This is a genomic window from Streptomyces griseorubiginosus, assembly GCF_001514195.1.
GTDB classification, from domain to species: Bacteria; Actinomycetota; Actinomycetes; order Streptomycetales; family Streptomycetaceae; genus Streptomyces; species Streptomyces griseorubiginosus.
Map to the genome: position 1 here is coordinate 731,963 of NZ_KQ948736.1, position 18,021 is coordinate 749,983.

Annotated in this window: 14 protein-coding genes; 4 read left to right on the plus strand and 10 right to left on the minus strand. The window is 72.7% G+C overall.

Annotated features, from left to right (window positions below; genetic code table 11):
* The first annotated feature begins 97 nt into the window (after positions 1-97).
* Both AQJ54_RS15925 and AQJ54_RS15930 read left to right on the plus strand, forming a co-directional pair.
* Complete coding sequence (locus AQJ54_RS15925) at positions 98-856, plus strand: hypothetical protein (protein ID WP_211278540.1); 759 nt, start codon at positions 98-100, stop codon at positions 854-856.
* A 116-nt stretch (positions 857-972) separates the two neighbouring features.
* Positions 973-2,538 carry a CocE/NonD family hydrolase gene (locus AQJ54_RS15930; protein ID WP_062237954.1) on the plus strand — a complete coding sequence of 522 codons (1,566 nt, stop codon included), beginning with the start codon at positions 973-975 and terminating at the stop codon, positions 2,536-2,538.
* Between the two features lie 170 nt (positions 2,539-2,708).
* Here the strand turns inward: AQJ54_RS15930 and AQJ54_RS15935 are convergent, their stop codons facing one another.
* Together AQJ54_RS15935 and AQJ54_RS15940 are read right to left on the minus strand one after the other, a co-directional pair.
* Positions 2,709-3,455 carry an amino acid ABC transporter ATP-binding protein gene (locus AQJ54_RS15935; RefSeq protein WP_030313271.1) on the minus strand — a complete coding sequence of 249 codons (747 nt, stop codon included), beginning with the start codon at positions 3,453-3,455 and terminating at the stop codon, positions 2,709-2,711.
* A gap of 126 nt (positions 3,456-3,581) precedes the next feature.
* Complete coding sequence (locus AQJ54_RS15940; protein WP_020133406.1) at positions 3,582-3,989, minus strand: DUF6278 family protein; 408 nt, start codon at positions 3,987-3,989, stop codon at positions 3,582-3,584.
* A gap of 163 nt (positions 3,990-4,152) precedes the next feature.
* Between AQJ54_RS15940 and AQJ54_RS15945 the strand changes: the two genes are divergently transcribed.
* A complete protein-coding gene (locus tag AQJ54_RS15945; RefSeq protein WP_062237955.1) occupies positions 4,153-5,916 on the plus strand; it encodes an SGNH/GDSL hydrolase family protein in 1,764 nt (587 codons plus the stop codon).
* Between the two features lie 82 nt (positions 5,917-5,998).
* Here AQJ54_RS15945 and AQJ54_RS15950 read toward each other — a convergent pair whose 3' ends face one another.
* The 8 genes from AQJ54_RS15950 to AQJ54_RS15985 all read right to left on the minus strand — a co-directional run bounded on the left by AQJ54_RS15950 (position 5,999) and on the right by AQJ54_RS15985 (position 16,735).
* Positions 5,999-6,778, minus strand: a complete 780-nt coding sequence (locus AQJ54_RS15950) for an exodeoxyribonuclease III (RefSeq protein WP_062237956.1) — start codon at positions 6,776-6,778, stop codon at positions 5,999-6,001.
* Positions 6,779-6,808: 30 nt separating this feature from the next.
* Positions 6,809-7,444: an MBL fold metallo-hydrolase gene (locus AQJ54_RS15955; protein WP_062237958.1), complete on the minus strand. Its 636-nt coding sequence runs from the start codon at positions 7,442-7,444 to the stop codon at positions 6,809-6,811.
* A 73-nt stretch (positions 7,445-7,517) separates the two neighbouring features.
* Positions 7,518-8,819: a bifunctional 3-oxoadipate enol-lactonase/4-carboxymuconolactone decarboxylase PcaDC gene (gene pcaDC / locus AQJ54_RS15960; protein WP_062238659.1), complete on the minus strand. Its 1,302-nt coding sequence runs from the start codon at positions 8,817-8,819 to the stop codon at positions 7,518-7,520.
* A 133-nt stretch (positions 8,820-8,952) separates the two neighbouring features.
* Entirely contained in the window at positions 8,953-11,103 is a 2,151-nt protein-coding gene (locus tag AQJ54_RS15965; protein ID WP_062237960.1) for an SWIM zinc finger family protein, read from the minus strand.
* On the minus strand, positions 11,100-14,036 hold the full coding sequence (locus AQJ54_RS15970) for a DEAD/DEAH box helicase (RefSeq protein WP_248845360.1): 2,937 nt from the start codon (positions 14,034-14,036) through the stop codon (positions 11,100-11,102). Before AQJ54_RS15970 ends, AQJ54_RS15965 begins: the two co-directional genes overlap by 4 nt.
* 111 nt (positions 14,037-14,147) lie before the next feature.
* Entirely contained in the window at positions 14,148-14,732 is a 585-nt protein-coding gene (locus AQJ54_RS15975; protein WP_062021287.1) for a hypothetical protein, read from the minus strand.
* The gene (locus tag AQJ54_RS15980; RefSeq protein ID WP_030313323.1) at positions 14,729-15,877 is read right to left on the minus strand and encodes an ROK family glucokinase; all 1,149 of its coding nucleotides are present in this window, start codon (positions 15,875-15,877) and stop codon (positions 14,729-14,731) included. Before AQJ54_RS15980 ends, AQJ54_RS15975 begins: the two co-directional genes overlap by 4 nt.
* A 120-nt stretch (positions 15,878-15,997) precedes the next feature.
* Complete coding sequence (locus AQJ54_RS15985; protein WP_174857038.1) at positions 15,998-16,735, minus strand: GntR family transcriptional regulator; 738 nt, start codon at positions 16,733-16,735, stop codon at positions 15,998-16,000.
* A 129-nt stretch (positions 16,736-16,864) separates the two neighbouring features.
* Here AQJ54_RS15985 and AQJ54_RS15990 point away from each other — a divergent pair, with 129 nt between their 5' ends.
* Complete coding sequence (locus tag AQJ54_RS15990) at positions 16,865-17,887, plus strand: Gfo/Idh/MocA family protein (RefSeq protein ID WP_062237962.1); 1,023 nt, start codon at positions 16,865-16,867, stop codon at positions 17,885-17,887.
* Positions 17,888-18,021 lie beyond the last annotated feature (134 nt).

Genomic DNA, 18,021 nt, shown 5'->3' on the forward strand with positions numbered 1-18,021 from the left:
GGGCACCGACACCCCTCCTCGGTGGAGGTGTCATGCGAATGCCACACTTCGAACACCGGTACGTAGCAGTGCCGTCGGGCCGCTAGCATGCGCGCACATGAACGACGACGTGCGCAACATCGTCCTCGGCGTGGTGGCGGCGGGCATCAGCGCCGCACTCGGCTGGCTTGCCCGGACGTATCTGTGGAAGCGGAAACTCCGCCGCAAGCAGGCGTTCTTCGGGCTGCCGGACAACTCCGAGTCGCTGCTGGTCGTCAACCGCGGGGCGAGCGGGCCGGACCTGGCCGTGATGCGCTACGACGTGTTCGCGCTGCTCGAACTCGCAGCGCTCATCAAGGACTGCAACGCCCACGCCCAGGTCCTCCCGCATGACGCGGCACGCCAGGGCTTCGGCGAGCGCACCGAGTTCTGCGTGGGCGGCCCGGCCTCCAACCGCCGTATGGCAGCCCACCTTTCCTCCCTGCTGCCGGGCGTCCGGGTGAACGTCGACGCCGATCCGAGTCCCGATCGCGGCGCCTTCCAGATCGGCACCGAGCGCTACCGGGTGGAGGTCGGCAAGTCCGAGTACGCCCTGCTCGCCCGGCTGACCGTGGACCAGAGCAACGGCACCCGGCCGGTGTTCCTCTTCTGCGGTCAGACCGCGATCACCAACCAGGCCACGACCCGCTACCTCGCCCGGAACCAGGAGCGGTTGACCAGGAAGTACGGTGACAGCACCTTCGTGCTGCTGCTGAAGGTGGTCAACTCCGGGGCCTACGGGCCGGATGTCGTGGAACTGGTCGCGGACGTGACCCGCGAGGCCAAGACGCCCCTCCCGGCAGTCACGGCTCCACGGAACTCGCACCGCGCCTCCTGAATTGCTTCACAGCACAACAATCGTTACTCCCACGTAACTTACCGACGGGTTACTTGCGGTAAGCGGGCGAGGTTACCGTCTGGTCACTTTGCACTGACACGAGTAGGGAGTGACCCGTGGGACACCCTCGCAAGGCCCTGCGCACGACCACCGTGGGCGCCGTCTCCGCGACCCTGATCGCCGGTGGCGCCCTCGGACTCGCCCCTGCCGCCCAGGCGACCGACGCCGTCCGCTTCGTCGACATCGCGGGCGACGGCGGCACCGTCCTCAAGGCCAACGTCGTCACGCCCCCCGGAGCGGACGGCTCCCGGCGCTTCCCGCTCATCGTGCTGCCGACCAGCTGGGGCCTGCCCCAGGTCGAGTACCTCGCCCAGGCCCAGAAGCTCGCGAACTCGGGCTATGTCGTGGTGACTTACAACGTGCGCGGGTTCTGGCAGTCGGGCGGGCAGATAGAAGTGGCGGGTCCGCCCGACACCGCCGACGCGTCCAAGGTCATCGACTGGGCGCTCGCCAACACCCCGTCCGACGCCCGGCACATCGGCATGGCGGGCGTCTCGTACGGCGCCGGCATCAGCCTGCTCGCCGCCGCGCACGACAAGCGCGTCAAGGCGGTCGCCTCCCTCAGCGGCTGGGCCGACCTGATCGACTCGATCTACTCGGGGCGCACCCAGCACGTCGAGGCCGCCGCCGTGCTGGACGGCGCGAGCCTGGTGACCGGCCGCCAGAGCGCCGAAGTCCGCCAGATCTTCGACAACTTCTACGCGTCGAACCTGTCGAAGGAACAGGAGATGATCGATTGGGGGAAGAAACGTTCGGCCGCCACATACGTGGACCAGCTCAACCAGAACGGCGCCGCTGTCCTGATGGCCAACGCGTGGGGCGACACGGTCTTCGCGCCCAACCAGTACGCGGACTTCTACGAGAAGCTGACCGGCCCGAAGAGGCTGGAGTTCAGGCCGGGCGACCACGCGACCGCCGAGATCCCCGGGCTGTTCGGACTGCCCAACGACGTGTGGACCGACACCGAGCGCTGGTTCGACCACTACCTCAAGGGCGAGGACAACGGGATCGACCGCGAGGAGCCGGTCCAGCTCAAGTCCCGTTCCACGGGCGGCTACGAGGGGTACCCGGACTGGAAGTCCGTCGGCGCCACGCGGAAGAAGATCGCCCTGTCGGGCACCACCACGATCCACACCAACGTCGACTCGGGCGCCGACGGCGGGATCGTCTTCCTGTCCAGCATCCTCGACCAGATCGCCCAGGCTCCGCCGATGGCCTCGATCCCCCTGCTGCCGCGCCGCTGGGCCGCCGTATGGCAGTCGGAGAAGTACCGGACCGCCCAACAGGTGCGCGGCACCGCGAAGTTGCACACCACGCTCACTCCCACCAAGGAGAGCGGCACCCTCGTCGCCTACCTGTACGACGTGGGGCCGCTCGGCCTCGGCAAGCTGGTCTCCAACGCGCCGTACACCTTCCACGGGCGGACGCCCGGGGAGCCGTTCGACGTCGACCTGGACCTGTTCTCCACGGCCTACGACGTCCCGGCAGGGCACCGTCTGGCCCTGGTGGTCGACACGGTCGACCCGCTCTACATCGAGCACAACCCGTCCGGCGCTCAGCTGACCTTCTCCTCGCCGGCGAACGACCCGTCGTACGTGTCGATTCCGCTGCGCGAGCAGTGATCTCCGGCCGGCGCCGGGCGGGTATGGCTCTGTGACTGCTGCCCCCTACGGTGCAAGGGCCGTGGGGGGATCCCCACCCGGCAGCAGCGTCCCTGGGGGCTCGACCGCCATCACCGTGGGGATGAACGGACCATCGTAGTCGAGGCTCGAGGCCATGGCCGTCGCCCCTCTCAGTGCTTGAGGATCTTGGAGAGGAAGTCCCTGGCGCGCTCGCTGTCCGGGTTCGTGAAGAAGTCGTCGGGAGCGCGGTCCTCGACGATGCGGCCGTCCGCCATGAAGACCACGCGGTTGGCGGCCGAGCGGGCGAAGCCCATCTCGTGGGTGACGACGACCATGGTCATGCCCTCCTGGGCCAGTTGCCGCATGACCTCCAGGACCTCGTTGATCATCTCCGGGTCGAGGGCCGAGGTCGGCTCGTCGAACAGCAGGGCCTTGGGCTCCATGGCGAGGGCGCGGGCGATGGCCACGCGCTGCTGCTGGCCGCCGGAGAGCTGGGCGGGGTACTTGTCGGCCTGGTCGGCGAGGCCCACCCGGTCGAGGAGTTCACGGGAGCGGCGGTCGGCCTGCTCCTTCTTCTTCCCGCGCACCTTGACCTGGGCCAGCGACACGTTCTGAAGGACCGTCTTGTGGGCGAACAGGTTGAAGGACTGGAAGACCATGCCCACCTCGGCACGGAGCTTCGCGAGGGCCTTGCCCTCCTCGGGCAGCGGCTGCCCGTCGAGCGTGATGGAACCGGACTTGATGGTCTCCAGACGGTTGATCGTCCTGCACAGCGTGGACTTGCCCGACCCCGAAGGGCCGATGACCACGACCACCTCCCCCTTGCCGACGGTGAGGTTGATGTCCTGGAGGACATGCAGCTCCCCGTAGTACTTGTTGACGTCACGCAGTTCGATCAACGGATCGACGACGGCCATGCCCAGCCCTACTCACTCTCAGCTGTGTCGTGGTTGCCGCAACCTATCGAGGCAAGATCTCGCATAAGGAACGACACGCACTTTTCGGTCATTAGCCGTATTTACGCCGAGCTTACGGCCATGGATTCACTCCTCGGCGACCTCCGCGTAGAGCTGGGACAGCTCGGGGACGCCGCTGCCGGCCCACTCGTGACCGGCGGCCACGACATCGAACTCACGGCCGGATTCCAGCCGGATCACGGGCTGTCCGTCCGACCGCAGATCCCAGGCCGCCCCCGGGACGGTCCGCACGATGACCGTGCCGAGATAGAGCCCGGCGTCGTTGCCGAGCCACAGCAGGACGTCCTCGTCGTCGCGCCAGCCGGGCACCAACTGGTCGAGCGCCTCCAACGACGCCTCCGTGTCGTCGAGTTCGACTCCGGACCGGGACGCGTGCGAGCGCAGCAGCTCGCACTCGGCGAGCAGTTCGGCGATGCCCTCGGCGTCGCGGGTCCCGGGATTCTCACTCCGGCCGCCCAGAAAAGGGATCTTCATACGCCCAGCGTGTCACTCACCCGGGCGCGTGCACCACAGGCGCGCGGGCCGTCGTTTCCGGCAGAGTTCGCGCCCACTCGGCGCACGGCGCGTTGACCTGTCACGGATGTCTCCCTAGCTTCGCGATGCGTTTTTTGTGGCCTATGAGGAGAAGGAGGCGTCTGTGCACCGACGTGTCCGGTGTGGTGCGGTGGTTCTCGCTCTGTGTGCGGCTCTCGCGCCGGGGCGCCCGGCCGCCGGTGCGGAGCCCGCCCTCCCGGCGGGGGCGCTGCCGCTGGAGCGGCACTTCGACAACACCGCCGTCAGCGACGACAGCCGCCCGGGCGAGGCTGACCTCGACGGCTCCGGCTTTTCCCTCTCGGCCCAGGACCTCGCCGCCGCGGGCTGGGCCCCGGGCCGCGTCCTCACCGTGCAGGCCACCGCGCTGACTTGGCCGGACAGGCGGGCCGGTACTCCCGACAACGTGCGGGCCGCCGGGCAGGACGTACGGGTACGCGGTCACGGGAACGCGCTCGCCTTTCTGGCGACGGGCACGGACGGCGAAACGGTCGAGGGCTCGGGGACCGTGACGTACGGGGACGGCAGCAGCTCGGCGTACCGGCTGGCCGTCCCCGACTGGCGGCGCGGCCCGCTCGCCACCAAGGCGGTGGCGCTGCCCCACGTGAACACACCCGAGGGTCAACTCACCGAGAAGGCACGGCTGTACGTCGTGACGGTGCCGCTGGCTCCGCACCGCGAGGTGGCCTCGGTAGGGCTGCCGCACGCGTCCGGCATGCATGTGTTCGCTCTCGCGGTGCGGGCCGAGGCCGCGGGCTGGAGCGGGAGTTGGGCTGCCGCGAGCTCCGGTCTCCTGGCGGTGGGGCCGTGGACCGACCGGACGCTGCGACTCGTGGTGCACACCTCGGCGGGTGGGCCCCGGGTGCGGCTGCGGTTCGACAACACCTTCGCGGCCGCGCCGGTGCGGATCGGTGCCGCGAGTGTGGCCGTGCGGGCGGTGGGCGCGGCGGCGCGGGCGAGACCGGTGGCGGTGACGTTCGCGGGGGCTCGCGGTGTCGAGATCCCGGCCGGGGCGCAGGCGTTCAGCGATCCGCTCCGCTTCGAGGTGCCCGCCGGCGCCGACCTGCTGGTGAGCTTCCATCTGCCGGGGACGGTGACGGTCGCGCCGGTGCACCGGCTCGGGGCGCAGCGGTCGTACGTGAGCGGGCCCGGCGACCACACGGCGGACGGTTCGGCGACGCCGTACACCTCGGTCCTCACCAGCCGGCCGCTGCTGACCGGTGTCGAGGTGGGCGGTGGGCCGGGGTCCGTGGTGGTGCTCGGGGACTCGATCACGGACGGGACGAAGTCCACGACGGACGCCAACCGGCGGTGGCCGGACGTGCTGGCCGCACGGCTGCGGGAGCACGGTGCGGTGCCGCACTACGGGGTGCTCAACCAGGGGATCTCCGGGAACCGTGTGGTCCTCGACGGGTATCCCGGTGACGGGGTCTCCACGGTCACCCAGGGGGTGAGTGCCCTGAGCCGGTTCGACCGGGATGTGCTCGCCCAGGCGTCGGTGCGGACGGCTGTGGTGTTCGAGGGCGTCAACGACCTGCGGTCGGGAGTGTCCGCGCGGGAGGTGGTGGCGGGGCTGCGGGAGCTCGCGGAGCGGGGGCGGGCGCGCGGGCTGCGGATGCTCGCGGCGACCATCCTGCCCTGCGGGGGCGAGGCGCGGTGCACGGCCGCCGTCGACGCCGAGCGGCTCAAGGTCAACTCCTGGATCCGGGACACCGGGGTGTTCGACGGCGTCCTGGACTTCGACGGCGTGGTGCGCGACCCGGCCCACCCCGAGCGGATGCGGGCCGGGTACGACAGCGGGGACCATCTGCATCCGGGAGACGCGGGACTGGCCGCGCTCGCGGAGTCGGTGGATCTGACGCTGCTGTGAGGTCCCGGGGCCCGGACGCTGTGCGGCCCCGGGGCCCGGACGCTGTGCGGCCCCGAGGCCCGGACGCTGTGCGGCCCCCGGTCTAGACGTCCAGGTCCACGACGACCGGCGCGTGGTCGGACGCCCCCTTGCCCTTGCGCTCCTCCCGGTCGACGTACGCGTCGGTGACGGCCTTCGCGAAGGCCTCGTTGCCGTACACCAGGTCGATGCGCATGCCGCGGTTCTTGGGGAAGCAGAGCTGGCGGTAGTCCCAGTACGTGAACGGGTGGTCGTACTTGAGGGGGCGCGGGACCACGTCCGACAGGCCCGCCTCGCGCAGGGCGGCGAGGGCAGCGCGCTCCGCCGGGGTGACGTGGGTGAGGCCCTCGAAGGCGGCCACGTCGTAGACGTCGTCGTCGGTCGGCGCCACGTTGTAGTCGCCCAGGACCGCGAAGGGGCGGCTGCCGGCCGCGTCACCGGCGACCGCGGCCTTCAGGGCCTCGAACCACTGGAGCTTGTACGCGTAGTGCGGGTGGTCGACCTCGCGGCCGTTCGGCACGTACACCGACCACACGCGGGCCGGGCCGCAGGTCGCCGAGATGGCGCGGGGCTCGGGGGCGCCGTCGTAACCGGGGTCGCCGGGCAGGCCCTTGACGACGTCCTCGATGCCCACCCGGGAGATGACCGCGACGCCGTTCCACCGCCCGGTCGCGTGGACCGCCGCCTCGTAGCCCGCCTCGCGCAGCTGGTCGAACGGGAACTGCTCCTCGGCGAGCTTGGCCTCCTGGAGGCACAGCACATCGGTGCCGGTGCTCTCCAGCCAGGCCAGCAGCCTCGGAAGGCGGGCGGTGATCGAGTTGACGTTCCAGGTCGCGATGCGCATGCCTGACAACCTACCCGGCGGCACTGACACTCACAGAGCCGTGCTCTCCCCCGGCGCGAGACGCAGGTGCTCCACGCCGCCGAGGGCGCCGATCTGGTTGTCGTAGATCGGGCGGGCGAGGTCGGTGAGGAGGGCGTCGTGGATGTCGTAGGCGCGCTGCGGCTTGACCTCACGGACGTAGTCGATGACCTCGGAGATCTTGCTCCAGGGGGCCATCACGGGCAGCATCAGCGTCTCGACCGCCTGGTCGGGGACGGTGAGGGCGTCGCCGGGGTGGAAGACGCGGCCGCCGTCGATCAGGTAGCCGACGTTGGTGATGCGCGGGATGTCCGGGTGGATCACCGCGTGCAGTTCGCCGTGCACCTGGACGTCGAAGCCCGCCGCGGTGAAGGTGTCGCCGTGGCCGACGGTGTGCACGCGGCCCGGGAAGGCGGCCGAGATCTTCTCGGCGACCGAGCGGAGCGTCCAGATCTCGGCGGCCGGGTCGGCGTCCAGGGCCGCGCGCAGCCGTTCCTCGTTGAAGTGGTCGGGGTGTTCGTGGGTGACGAGGATCGCGTCGGCGCCGAGGGCCGCGTCCTTCTCGCTGAACCCCCCGGGGTCGAGGACGAGGGTGCGTCCGTCCTTCTCCAGGCGGACACAGGCGTGCGACTTCTTCGTGAGCTTCATGGGACTCATCCTGCCCCTCCGCCCGTGCGGCCGGGCACCCCAGGCAGGTGCTCCCGCCACCCGCCTCCGACGCTCACTCGGTGGGCGTGGTCTCCTCGCGGATGACCTGCTGGGCCACCCGGAACGCGCTGCCGGCCGCCGGGACACCGCAGTACACGGCCGTCTGGAGCAGCACTTCCTTGATCTCCGAGGGGGTGAGGCCGTTGCGCAGGGCGGCCCGGGTGTGGGAGGCGAGTTCGTCCAGGTGTCCGCCCGCGACCAGTGCGGTCAGGGTGGCGATGCTGCGGGAACGGCGGTCGAGCCCCGGGCGGTCCCAGATCTCGCCCCAGGCGTAGCGGGTGAGGAGCTCCTGGAAGTCGCCCGAGAAGTCGTCGGCCTGTGCCAGCACACCGTCGACGTGCGCGTCGCCGAGCACCTCGCGGCGCACCTTGATGCCGGCGTCGTACGGATCGACACGGCCCGCCGCCTGGAAGTCCGGGACGGCCGGGGCGATCTCGGCGATCGGCACGGGGTGCGGCGGCGCCGACGTGAGGACCGGTGTGACCGGGGCAGTGGGGATCGCGGTCTGCCCGGTGGTGGAGTCGAAGGCGGGCTGCCAGGCGGTGGAGAAGTGTCTGACCAGGAGGTCCGTGACGGCGGCCGGCTGCTCCACCGGCACCAGGTGGGAGGCGCCCGGTACCACGGCGAGCCGGGCGTCCGGGATGCCCGCGACCAGGGTGCGGGCCTCGGCCGGGCCGGTGACCTGGTCGTCGGAGCCGACGAGGACCAGGGTCGGCACCCCGACGCCGGCGAGCTCGGCCCGCACGTCGAAGGCGGCGAGGGCCTCGCAGGCCGCGATGTAGCAGCCGGGGTCGGTGGTGCGGACCATCTGCACGGCCCAGTCGGTGATCGCGGGCTGGGCCGCGGCGAACCCGCTGGTGAACCAGCGCTCCGGCGACGTACGGGCGATCGGGTCGAGCCCGTTCGTCCGTACGATCACTCCGCGCTGGCGGAACTCGTCGGCGCTGCCGAACCGGGGCGAGGCGGCGATCAGCGCGAGCGAGGCGAGCCGCTCCGGGTGGCGCAGGGCCAGCTCCATGCCGACCGCGCCGCCCAGCGCGCAGCCCGCGTAGCCGAAGCGCTGCACCCCGAACCGGTCGAGGGTGGCCAGCAGCCGGTCGGTGAGGTCGGCGACGGAGCCCACCGGGTAGGCGTGCGCTCCGCCGTGCCCCGGCAGGTCGAACCGGAACACCCGCCACTGCTTGACCAGGTCGGGGATCTGGCGGTCCCACATGTGCCATGTGGTCCCGAGCGACGGGCCCAGGATCAGGACCGGGGCGTCTTCGGGGCCGTCGAAGCGGTACTGGAGGGCAGGGGTCGTCGTCGTCTCACTCACGGCCCCCACGCTAACCGCCTTCTCCTGCGGTCCGGACCCGAAGCCCGGGCGCCTCGGACCCGGCTCCCGAGCATCACCGGACAACCCTCACACCGCCTTCACGGGATGCGGGGCGGTGTATCAGGTCGCGCCTTCAGAGGTCGCTCTGGGTGCCCAGGCCGGTGAGGGCGCCGACCGGGTCGAGGTCGGGGGTGCCGCGGGGCCACCAGTCGTCGTGGCCCGGTTCGGACTCGTAGGCGTACCACAGGCCGTCGCGGCCCAGGCGGAGCTGGACATGGCCGCGGGGGTGGGTGAGGTGGTTGCGCCAGGGGCGGAAGGCGGGGAGGTCGGCGGCGAGCAGCAGCGGCCGGGCGCGGTCGAAGCGGCCGGCGGGCGGGTCCCAGGGCTCCTCGAGGACGGCGAGGCCGTCGAGGCCGCCCTGGCGCCAGGCGGCGACCGCGCGGGCCAGGTCGGCCGGGGTGCGGCCGGTGGCGGCGGCCAGGGAGACGTAGAGGGCGCGGGTGCCTGCGGTGAGGCCGGAACCGGGGCGGGCCGCGGCGAGCCGGACCGCGTCCTGCCACAGGGTCAGTTCGCCGACCGGGTCATGGCCGGTGCCGAGCAGGGTGTGGGCGCGGGCGGCGGCGTCGGTGGCGAGCTGGTCCAGGGCGAAGGGGTCGGGGCCGCCCGGTGAGGCGGGGTACGCCGGTGGCTGCTCGGGGTGCGGCGGGGCGGGCAACGGGGCCGGGAGCGGCGGGAGTCGGCGGGACGTGAGGGCTTCGCTCGCCCGCACGCCGGGCAGGGGTGCCGGCTCTCGTTCCTGGGCGGCGCGGGCCGCACGGGCGGCGCTGAGGCGGGACAGGTCGTCGAGGAGTTCGCGTTCGCCCCGGCCGCGCAGCAGGAGCAGGACGAAGGGGTCGGCGTCGAGGAGGCGCGCGGTCTGGTAGCAGAGGGCGGCGGCGTGCTTGCAGGGGTGGCCCCGGTCCGGGCAGCTGCACTGCGGCTCCAGGTCCCCGGGGCCGGGGAGCAACGGCACTCCGCACTCCGCCAGCGACTGGGGCATCTCCCTGTCCAGCAGTGCGGCGATGTGTCCGGTGCGGTCGGCGGCGAGGTCCAGGAACCGGTCCCAGTCGGCGTCGTCGAGCGTCCGCAGGCGCACCTGCACCCGGTACGGGCGGGGGCGGCTCCCCTGCACGTACGCGAGCACGAGTCCCGGCGTCACGGTGATCGCGTCGACGTGTCCCTGCTCGGCGTAACTCCGGCCCCGCGCAAGCCGTTTGGCGTCCAGCGCGCCCTCCTCCAGGGCGGTGACCCAGGCGTTGCCCCACCAGGTGGCGGCGAACGGGGCGTCCGGCGCACCGCCCGAGGTGTGCGGCGGGAAGGCGGGGAAGGTGCGGCGCAGGTCGTTGTCCCGGTTGGGGGCGGCCATGGAGCGGGGGTGGCGGGGGGCGGACGGGGGTTCGGCGGAGGGGGACGTCGAGTCGGTGCGGGTGGGCGTGGGGACCTGGGTGGTGGTGTCGAGGAGGTCCTCCTCGACACCAGCTCGCTGCCGACCGGAACTGCCTTGCCGTACAGGCGCGTTGTCCTCGGTGCTCTCCCCCGGCCCGGTCCCCTCGTCGTCGGGCATCCGGAACGCGTCGGCCAGCAGATTCCGTACGTCACGCGTCCGTACGTCACGCGCCCGGGCGTCGGAAGCGGGACGCGGTGTGCTGATCCGGTCCCGCGGCGGGGCCGCGGTGACACGACGCGACCGGCGCGCCAGCGCTGCCTCCGCCTCCGCGGCCTCGGTTTCCGCCCGCTTCTTGCGGGCCGCCCGCAGGGCCTCGCGGGCGGCGTCCGCGGGGCGGGTGTCGGGACGCGGGGAGGTGTCCTGGGGGGCGGTCGCCGGGGGCGGAGCCGTCTCTCGGGTCCGGTCCGCTTCCTCGCTCACGGCCTCGGCAGAGGGGTCGCCGACGACACCCGCGTCGGTCCCCTCAGTCCTGGCGTCCACGCCCTCGGCGTAGGAGCGCCGGGCCGCGGCTGCCTTCCGCAGAGCGGCGCGGGCCGCGTCACCGGGGCGAGGCTCGGGCGGGGCGGAGTCCTTGACGGTGTTGTGGGACCTCGCGTCTTCTCTGACCTGCACCCCAGGCGCGCCCGGCCCGTCGGTCTCCGTGAGCGCCCCGGCAGCCGCACCCTCGTCCGCCGAGCGATCCGCACCCTCGGCCTCAGAGGTCTCAGCCCCCTCGGACCCACCGCTCTCGGCATCCTCCGCCCGCTCCCGTGCCGCCCGCAGGGCCCGGCGGACCTCGTCCGCGGGGCCCGGGGTCATGACGGCCTCCTGAGGGAGACCAGGTCGGTCAGTTCGCGGTCCGTGAGTTCGGTCAGGGCGGACTCGCCGGAGCCGAGGATCGCGTCGGCGAGGGCGCGCTTGGACTCCAGCATCTCCGCGATGCGGTCCTCCACGGTGCCCTCGGTGATGAGGCGGTGGACCTGGACGGGCTGGGTCTGGCCGATGCGGTAGGCGCGGTCGGTGGCCTGTTCCTCCACGGCCGGGTTCCACCACCGGTCGAAGTGGACGACATGACCCGCGCGGGTGAGGTTGAGGCCGGTGCCCGCCGCCTTCAGGGACAGCACCAGGACCGGGATCGACCCGCTCTGGAAGCGGTCCACCATCCGCTCCCGCTCCGGCACCGGAGTGCCCCCGTGCAGCAGGTCCACCGGGACCGCCCGGGCGGCGAGGTGAGCGGTGATGAGACGGGCCATGCCGACGTACTGCGTGAAGACCAGCGCCGAGCCGTCCTCCGCGAGCAGGGTGTCCAACAGCTCGTCCAGCAGGGCCAGTTTGCCCGAGCGGGCGGCGAGGCGGTCGCCGGGCGTCGCCGGGATCTCCTCCTTCAGGTACAGCGCGGGATGGTCGCAGATCTGCTTCAGGGCCCCGAGCAGTTTGAGCACCAGTCCCCTGCGGGCGATGCCCTGCGCCGTCTCGATGGCCAGCATGGACTCGCGCACCACCGCCTCGTACAGCGAGGCCTGTTCGCGGGTGAGCGGGACGGGGTGGTCGGTCTCGGTCTTGGGCGGCAGTTCGGGGACGATGCCGGGGTCGGACTTCTTGCGGCGCAGCAGGAACGGGCGGACCAGACGGGCCAGCCTGGTGACCGCTTCCTCGTCCTCGCCGTTCTCCACCGCGCGGGCGTGCCGGGCGCGGAAGGACTTCAGCGGGCCGAGCAGTCCGGGGGTCGTCCAGTCGAGCAGGGCCCACAGCTCCGAGAGGTTGTTCTCGACCGGGGTGCCGGTGAGGGCCACGCGCGCGGGCGACGGGATGGTGCGCAGGGCTTTCGCGGTCGCCGAGTAGGGGTTCTTCACATGCTGGGCCTCGTCCGCGACGACCATGCCCCAGTGCTGCTCCGCCAGCCGGGTCGCCGCCGCCCGCATGGTGCCGTAGGTGGTGAGGACGAAGCCGCCGTCGAGGTCGTCCAGGCTGCGCTCGGTGCCGTGGAAGCGGCGGACGGGGACGCCGGGGGCGAACCGGGTGATCTCCCGCTGCCAGTTGCCCAGCAGGGAGGCGGGACAGACGACCAGGGTCGGCTCGCGGCGGGCTCGGCGCAGGTGCAGCGCGATGACGGTGATCGTCTTGCCGAGCCCCATGTCGTCGGCCAGGCAGCCGCCGAGGCCCAGCGAGGTCATGAGGTCCAGCCATGCCAGGCCGCGGAGCTGGTAGTCGCGGAGGGTGGCGTGCAGACCCGGGGGCGGTTCCGCCGGCCGCACACCCGTCGTCAGGCGGTCGCGGAGGGCGGCGAGCGCGCCCACCGGCACCGCCTCCACGGTCTCCCCGTCGACCTCCGCGCTGCCGGTGAGGGCCACGGACAGCGCGTCGACCGGGTCGAGCAGGCCCAGTTCACGTTTGCGGGCCTTGCGGACGAGGGCGGGGTCGACCAGCACCCACTGGTCCCTGAGGCGTACGACGGGCCGGTGGGCCTCGGCCAGCGCGTCCATCTCGGCCTCGCTGAGCGGGTCGCCGCCGAGTGCCAACTGCCAGCGGAACTGGAGGAGTTCCTCGCTCTCGAAGAAGCCGGTGCCGTCGGTCGCGGAGCCAGGAGCGGAGCGTACGACCGCCGCCGCGGTGAGGTCCTGCGCCAGGTCCCGCGGCCAGTGCACCGCCACGCCGGCCGCGGCGAGCCGGGTCGCGGCCACGCCCAGCAGGTCGCCCAACTCCTCGTCGGACAGGGCCAGTACGTCGGGCACGTCCTGCTCGGAGAGCCGGTCCAGCGGGGGCCAGACCCGGGCGGCGCGCCGCACAGCGAGGGCCGCGTCCACGCGTGCGCGTGGTCCGAAGACCGCGTCCGCCTCGCCCGCCCACAGGGCTGCCGCGTCGGCCACGAGGGTCGGGTCGGCGAGGCTGTGCACCTGGACGATCGCGGCGCCCGCGCTGCGCGCACCGGCGTCGTCGGCGTTGAAGAGGCGGGACGCGGACAGGTCGAGGCGGAGCGAGATCCGCACTCCCGCGTCCATGCCGGCGGCGACCTCGGCGGCCCACTCGTGGGCGTGCGGCAGCCGCTGGGGCGCACGGTCGGCGAAGGGCCTGCCGGCGGCGAAGGGGGCGGCCGGGGTGCGGGGCAGGGTGTCCGCGACCGCGTCCAGGAAGGAGCGCATCAGCGCTTCCGGTTCGGGCAGGCGCAGCGGGCCGGTTCCCGGCAGCGGCACCGCGTGGCCCTCGTACGGCAGGGCGGCGGCGATCGCGCGCAGGTGGGCGATGTCCTCGGGGTCCAGGGGGCCGGCCCGCCAGGCGTCGTGGCCGGTGGCGGTCAGGCCGGGCAGGAGCCGGCCGCGGGCCGTGAGCCGCAGCGCGTGCAGGGCGGCCGCGCCCCAGCAGGCGGTCGCGGGATGGGCGGCGGGGTCCCGGCGGGCCCGGACGAGCAGCGGAAGGGCCTCGCCGACCGGGAGGGAGAGGGCGGGAGCGGTCCGGCGGCGGACTCCGGCGCCGTGCGGTCGTACGACGGTGAGCTCGGTGCGCTCCACCGGCCTGGCTTCGGGTTCGGGGGACGCGGCGGGCAGGGGTGCGTCCCCGGGGTCCCAGAAGGCGATGCGGCCCTCACGGGGAAGGGGTGCGGGGAGGAAGATCGCGGCGAGCCCGGCGGGGACGGCCGGTCCCGGAAGCCCTCCGGAGGTGGCCGGTCCCGGCAGCCCCCCGAAGGCGGCCGGTCCTCGCCGCCCCACGGGGACGGCCGGTCCCGGTCGCGCGGCCGCCACGGCCCTGTCGCTCATACGTCCTGTCACCTCCCGCCCGCATGTCGGATCAGTCGTCTTCGACTCTACGGGCGGGGTCTGACAATCGGCTCCGGCGACGGGCCGCACCCGCTCGCCGGGGCGGGCGCGCTACGGCACGGTGCGGGAGACGACGTACACCTTCGGGGCGTTCGGGACGGTCAGGTTGACCATGACGTCCTGGGTGGGTGCCGGGTCCTTCTGCGCGTGGGTCAGGCCCCACCAGGAGCGGGGTCCGTCGAACCTCCAGCCGGTGATCTTCTGGTCGCGCTCGCTGATGGAGATGTCGTTCTTCTTCAGGTCGGCGCGGCTGACGCCCATCGCGGTCAGGAAGGCGGCCAGGCCCGCGTCGCTCGTCCGGAACTGGACGTAGAGGCGGCTGGTCTTCCAGTTGTTGGTCTCGTAGGAGGCGACCAGGTCCGCGGGGTGCGGGACCGGCACCTGGTAGAGGCGGCGCTGGACCTTGGAGGGCCAGTCGGGCGTGAGGCCCGTCGCCGAGTACTTCGCCTCCTTGTCCTTGCCGCTGTCCCGGCTCTGGTTGGCGGAGATCACCAGGTAGCCGGCCGGGACGCCGATCAGCAGGCCGATGATGAGCAGCGTGATCGCCCGGCGGCGGTTGCGGTGCCGGCGGTCCTCGGTGGGCCGCTGCGGTTCGTCGGGGGGCGCGGTGGACTGGCGCGGCAGGGACGCGTTCACGCCGTGTCCCGGGACGTGCGGCGGGCCTCCACGTACTTCTCGTAGCGCTCGTGCCGCTCCACCCGGCGCCGGTTGGCGCGCCGGAAGCGGCGGGCGACCAGACGGGCCAGGTCGGCGGCGCCGACCATGCCGGCCTCCGGGCCCAGCTGGGCCCGGGCGATCCGGGCCTCGGGGCGGTAGCCGCGGCCGGTGAGCTGGCGCTTGAACGCGTCCCGCGCGGGGCCGATCAGGAGGTCGTCGGCCGCGCTGACGCCGCCGCCGATGACGAAGCAGGACGGGTCGAGGGCGGCGGCGAGGTTGGCGATGCCGACGCCGAGCCACTGGCCGATGTCCTGGAGCAGCTCGATGCACATCGCGTCGCCCTCGCGGGCCAGCTCGGTGATCATCGGGCCGGTGATGTCGCCGATGTTGCCCTTGACGTGCTCGATGATCCCGTACGCCACCGGGGAGTCGGCGGCGGCCAGCTCCCTGGCCTCCCTGACCAGCGCGTTCCCGGAGCTGTACTGCTCCCAGCAGCCGCGGTTGCCGCACGGGCAGCGGTGGCCGCCGGGCACGACCTGCATATGGCCGAACTCGCCCGCGACCCCGTACTTGCCGCGCTTGACCTGGCCGTCCTCCAGGATCGCGCCGCCGATGCCGGTGCCGAGCGTGATCATGACGAGGTGGTCCTCGCCGCGGCCCGCGCCGAAGCGCCACTCGGCCCAGGCGGCGGTGTTGGCGTCGTTGTCCACCAGGACGGGGACGGCGAGACGGCCGGCGATGCGGTCCCGGAGGGGCTCGTTGCGCCAGGACAGGTGGGGGGCGAACAGCACCCGGTTGCGGTCGGCGTCGACCCAGCCGGCCGCGCCGATGCCGACGGCGTGCACGTCGTGGCGGTCGGACAGGTCCAGGACCAGCTCGACGATGGTGTCCTCGACGACCTTGGGGCTCTTGGACTTGTCCGGGGTCTCGGTGCGGACCTTCTCCAGGATGTTGCCGTCGGCGTCGACGACACCCGCCATGACCTTGGTGCCGCCGATGTCGATGCCGACCGTGGGCACGCGGGGTGCCGTCAGGTGTGAGCGGCGTTCCCGCGTGCCGACGGTGCGCAGGGCGGGGGCGCGGCGGGAGCCTATGGGGGCGCTGAAGTTGCCGTAGGTGCTCATCAAGGCCCGATTGTGCCGCACGGGCCCTGCGGGTGCCGAACACGGGGCGGCGAAGGGGGGTGCGGTTCGTTGCCGGGTGCGAGTGCGTCGTGGCTGGTCGCGCAGTTCCCCGCGCCCCTTTCAGGGCCGGACCAGGAGCTGGAATTCGAAGGAATAGCGCGTCGGGCGGTATGTGTGCGTGCCGTACTCGACCGCTCGCCCTGTGTCGTCGAAGGTGACGCGTTGCATGGTGAGGAGGGGCGCACCCGCCTCCTCCGCCAGGCGGTCCGCCTCCTCCGGCGTGGCGGCTCTCGCGCCGATGGTCTGGCGGGCGCTGTGGAGGGTGATGCCGGCCGCTCGCATCATGCGGTAGAGGCCCGTGGTCTCCAGTTGCGCGGTGTCCAGGTCGAGGAGGGCCGGTGGAATGAAGTTGCACAGGTGGGCCATCGGCTCGCCGTGGGCGAGGCGCAGGCGTTCCACCCGGTGCACGTCGCTGCCCTCGGGGACGCCGAGCGCGGCGGCGATCTCTGCGGTGGCGGGGACGACGGCGTTGACCAGGACCTTCGTGGCGGGGCGCTGACCGGCCGCCTCCAGGTCGTCGTAGAGGCTGCTGAGCTCCAGGGGGCGCTTGACCTGGCTGTGCACGACCTGGGTGCCGACTCCGCGGCGCCGCACGAGCAGGCCCTTGTCGACGAGGGACTGGATGGCCTGGCGGACCGTGGGACGGGAGAGGCCGAGCCGCGCCGCGAGCTCGATCTCGTTGCCGAGGAGGCTGCCGGGAGTGAGCGTTCCGTGCTCGATGGCGGCCTCCAGCTGCTGGGACAGCTGGAAGTACAGCGGCACCGGGCTGCTGCGGTCCACACTGAGCTCGAGCGTCACGGTCGGGTCCACTTCTGGTTTCGGCACGGGCCCGAGCGTAGCTGCGTGCGTTGTTGACGGGAAGTCGTGTAGTTCGGTTGTCCGGACATACGGATTGACAACGGCGGTCATCGACCACATTTTGTTCACATGCGCATCGGGGTCATTGGGACGGGCCGCATCGGCACCATTCATGCGAACACGCTCAGCCGCCATCGGGAGGTCGGTTCCTTAATCCTCACGGACGCGGACGGCGCACGGGCCCAGGAGCTCGCGCACCGCCTGGGGGAGACCGCGGCCCCCGGCGTCGACGAGATCTTCAAATGGGGCGTGGACGCCGTGGTGATCACTACGGCGACCTCGGCCCACGCCGAGCTGATCGGCCGGGCGGCGCGCTCGGGACTGCCGGTGTTCTGCGAGAAGCCCATCGCGCTCGACCTGCCCGGAACGCTGCACGCCATCGCCGAGGTCGAGACCGCCGGGACGGTGCTCCAGATGGGCTTCCAGCGCCGCTTCGACACGGGCTACACGGGTGCGCGGGAGGCGGTGCGCTCGGGGCGGCTCGGCCGGCTGCACACCGTGCGGGCCCTGACCTCCGACCAGGCGCCGCCGCCCGCGGAGTGGCTGCCGCTGTCCGGCGGGCTGTACCGGGACACCCTGATCCATGACTTCGACATGCTGCGCTGGGTGACCGGGCACGAGGTCGTCGACGTGTACGCGGCCGGCTCCGACGCGGGTCCGCCGATGTTCCGGGCCGCGGGGGACGTGGACACCGGGGCCGCCCTGCTCACCCTCGACGACGGGACCCTCGCCACCGCCACGGCCACGCGGCTGAACGGGGCCGGGTACGACGTGCGCATGGAGCTCGCCGGGGAGCTGGACCAGGTCGTGGTGGGCCTGGACGACCGGACGCCCATCGCCTCCACGGAACCGAGCGGACCGCCCGCCGCGGACAAGCCGTGGACGGGGTTCCTGGAGCGGTTCGGACCGGCCTACGAGGCCGAGCTGGCCGCGTTCATCGAGGTGGTCCGGGGCGAGCGGGCCAACCCCTGCGACGGCCGTGAGGCCCTCCAGGCGCTCCGGATCGCCGAGGCGTGCGAGGTGTCCCGGCGGGAGCACCGGGCCGTACGGCTGGCGGAGATCCCGGGCGGCACGAACGCGGGCGCGTTCTGAGGGCTGTCGCGCCGCCCTGGGTGACCCACGGCCCCGGCCTCACGCACCGGGCGTGACCTGCCAGGCCTGCCGCCTGCCGCTTGCCGCTTGCCGCTTGCCGCTTGCCGCTTGCCGGCTGCCGCCTGCCGCCTGCC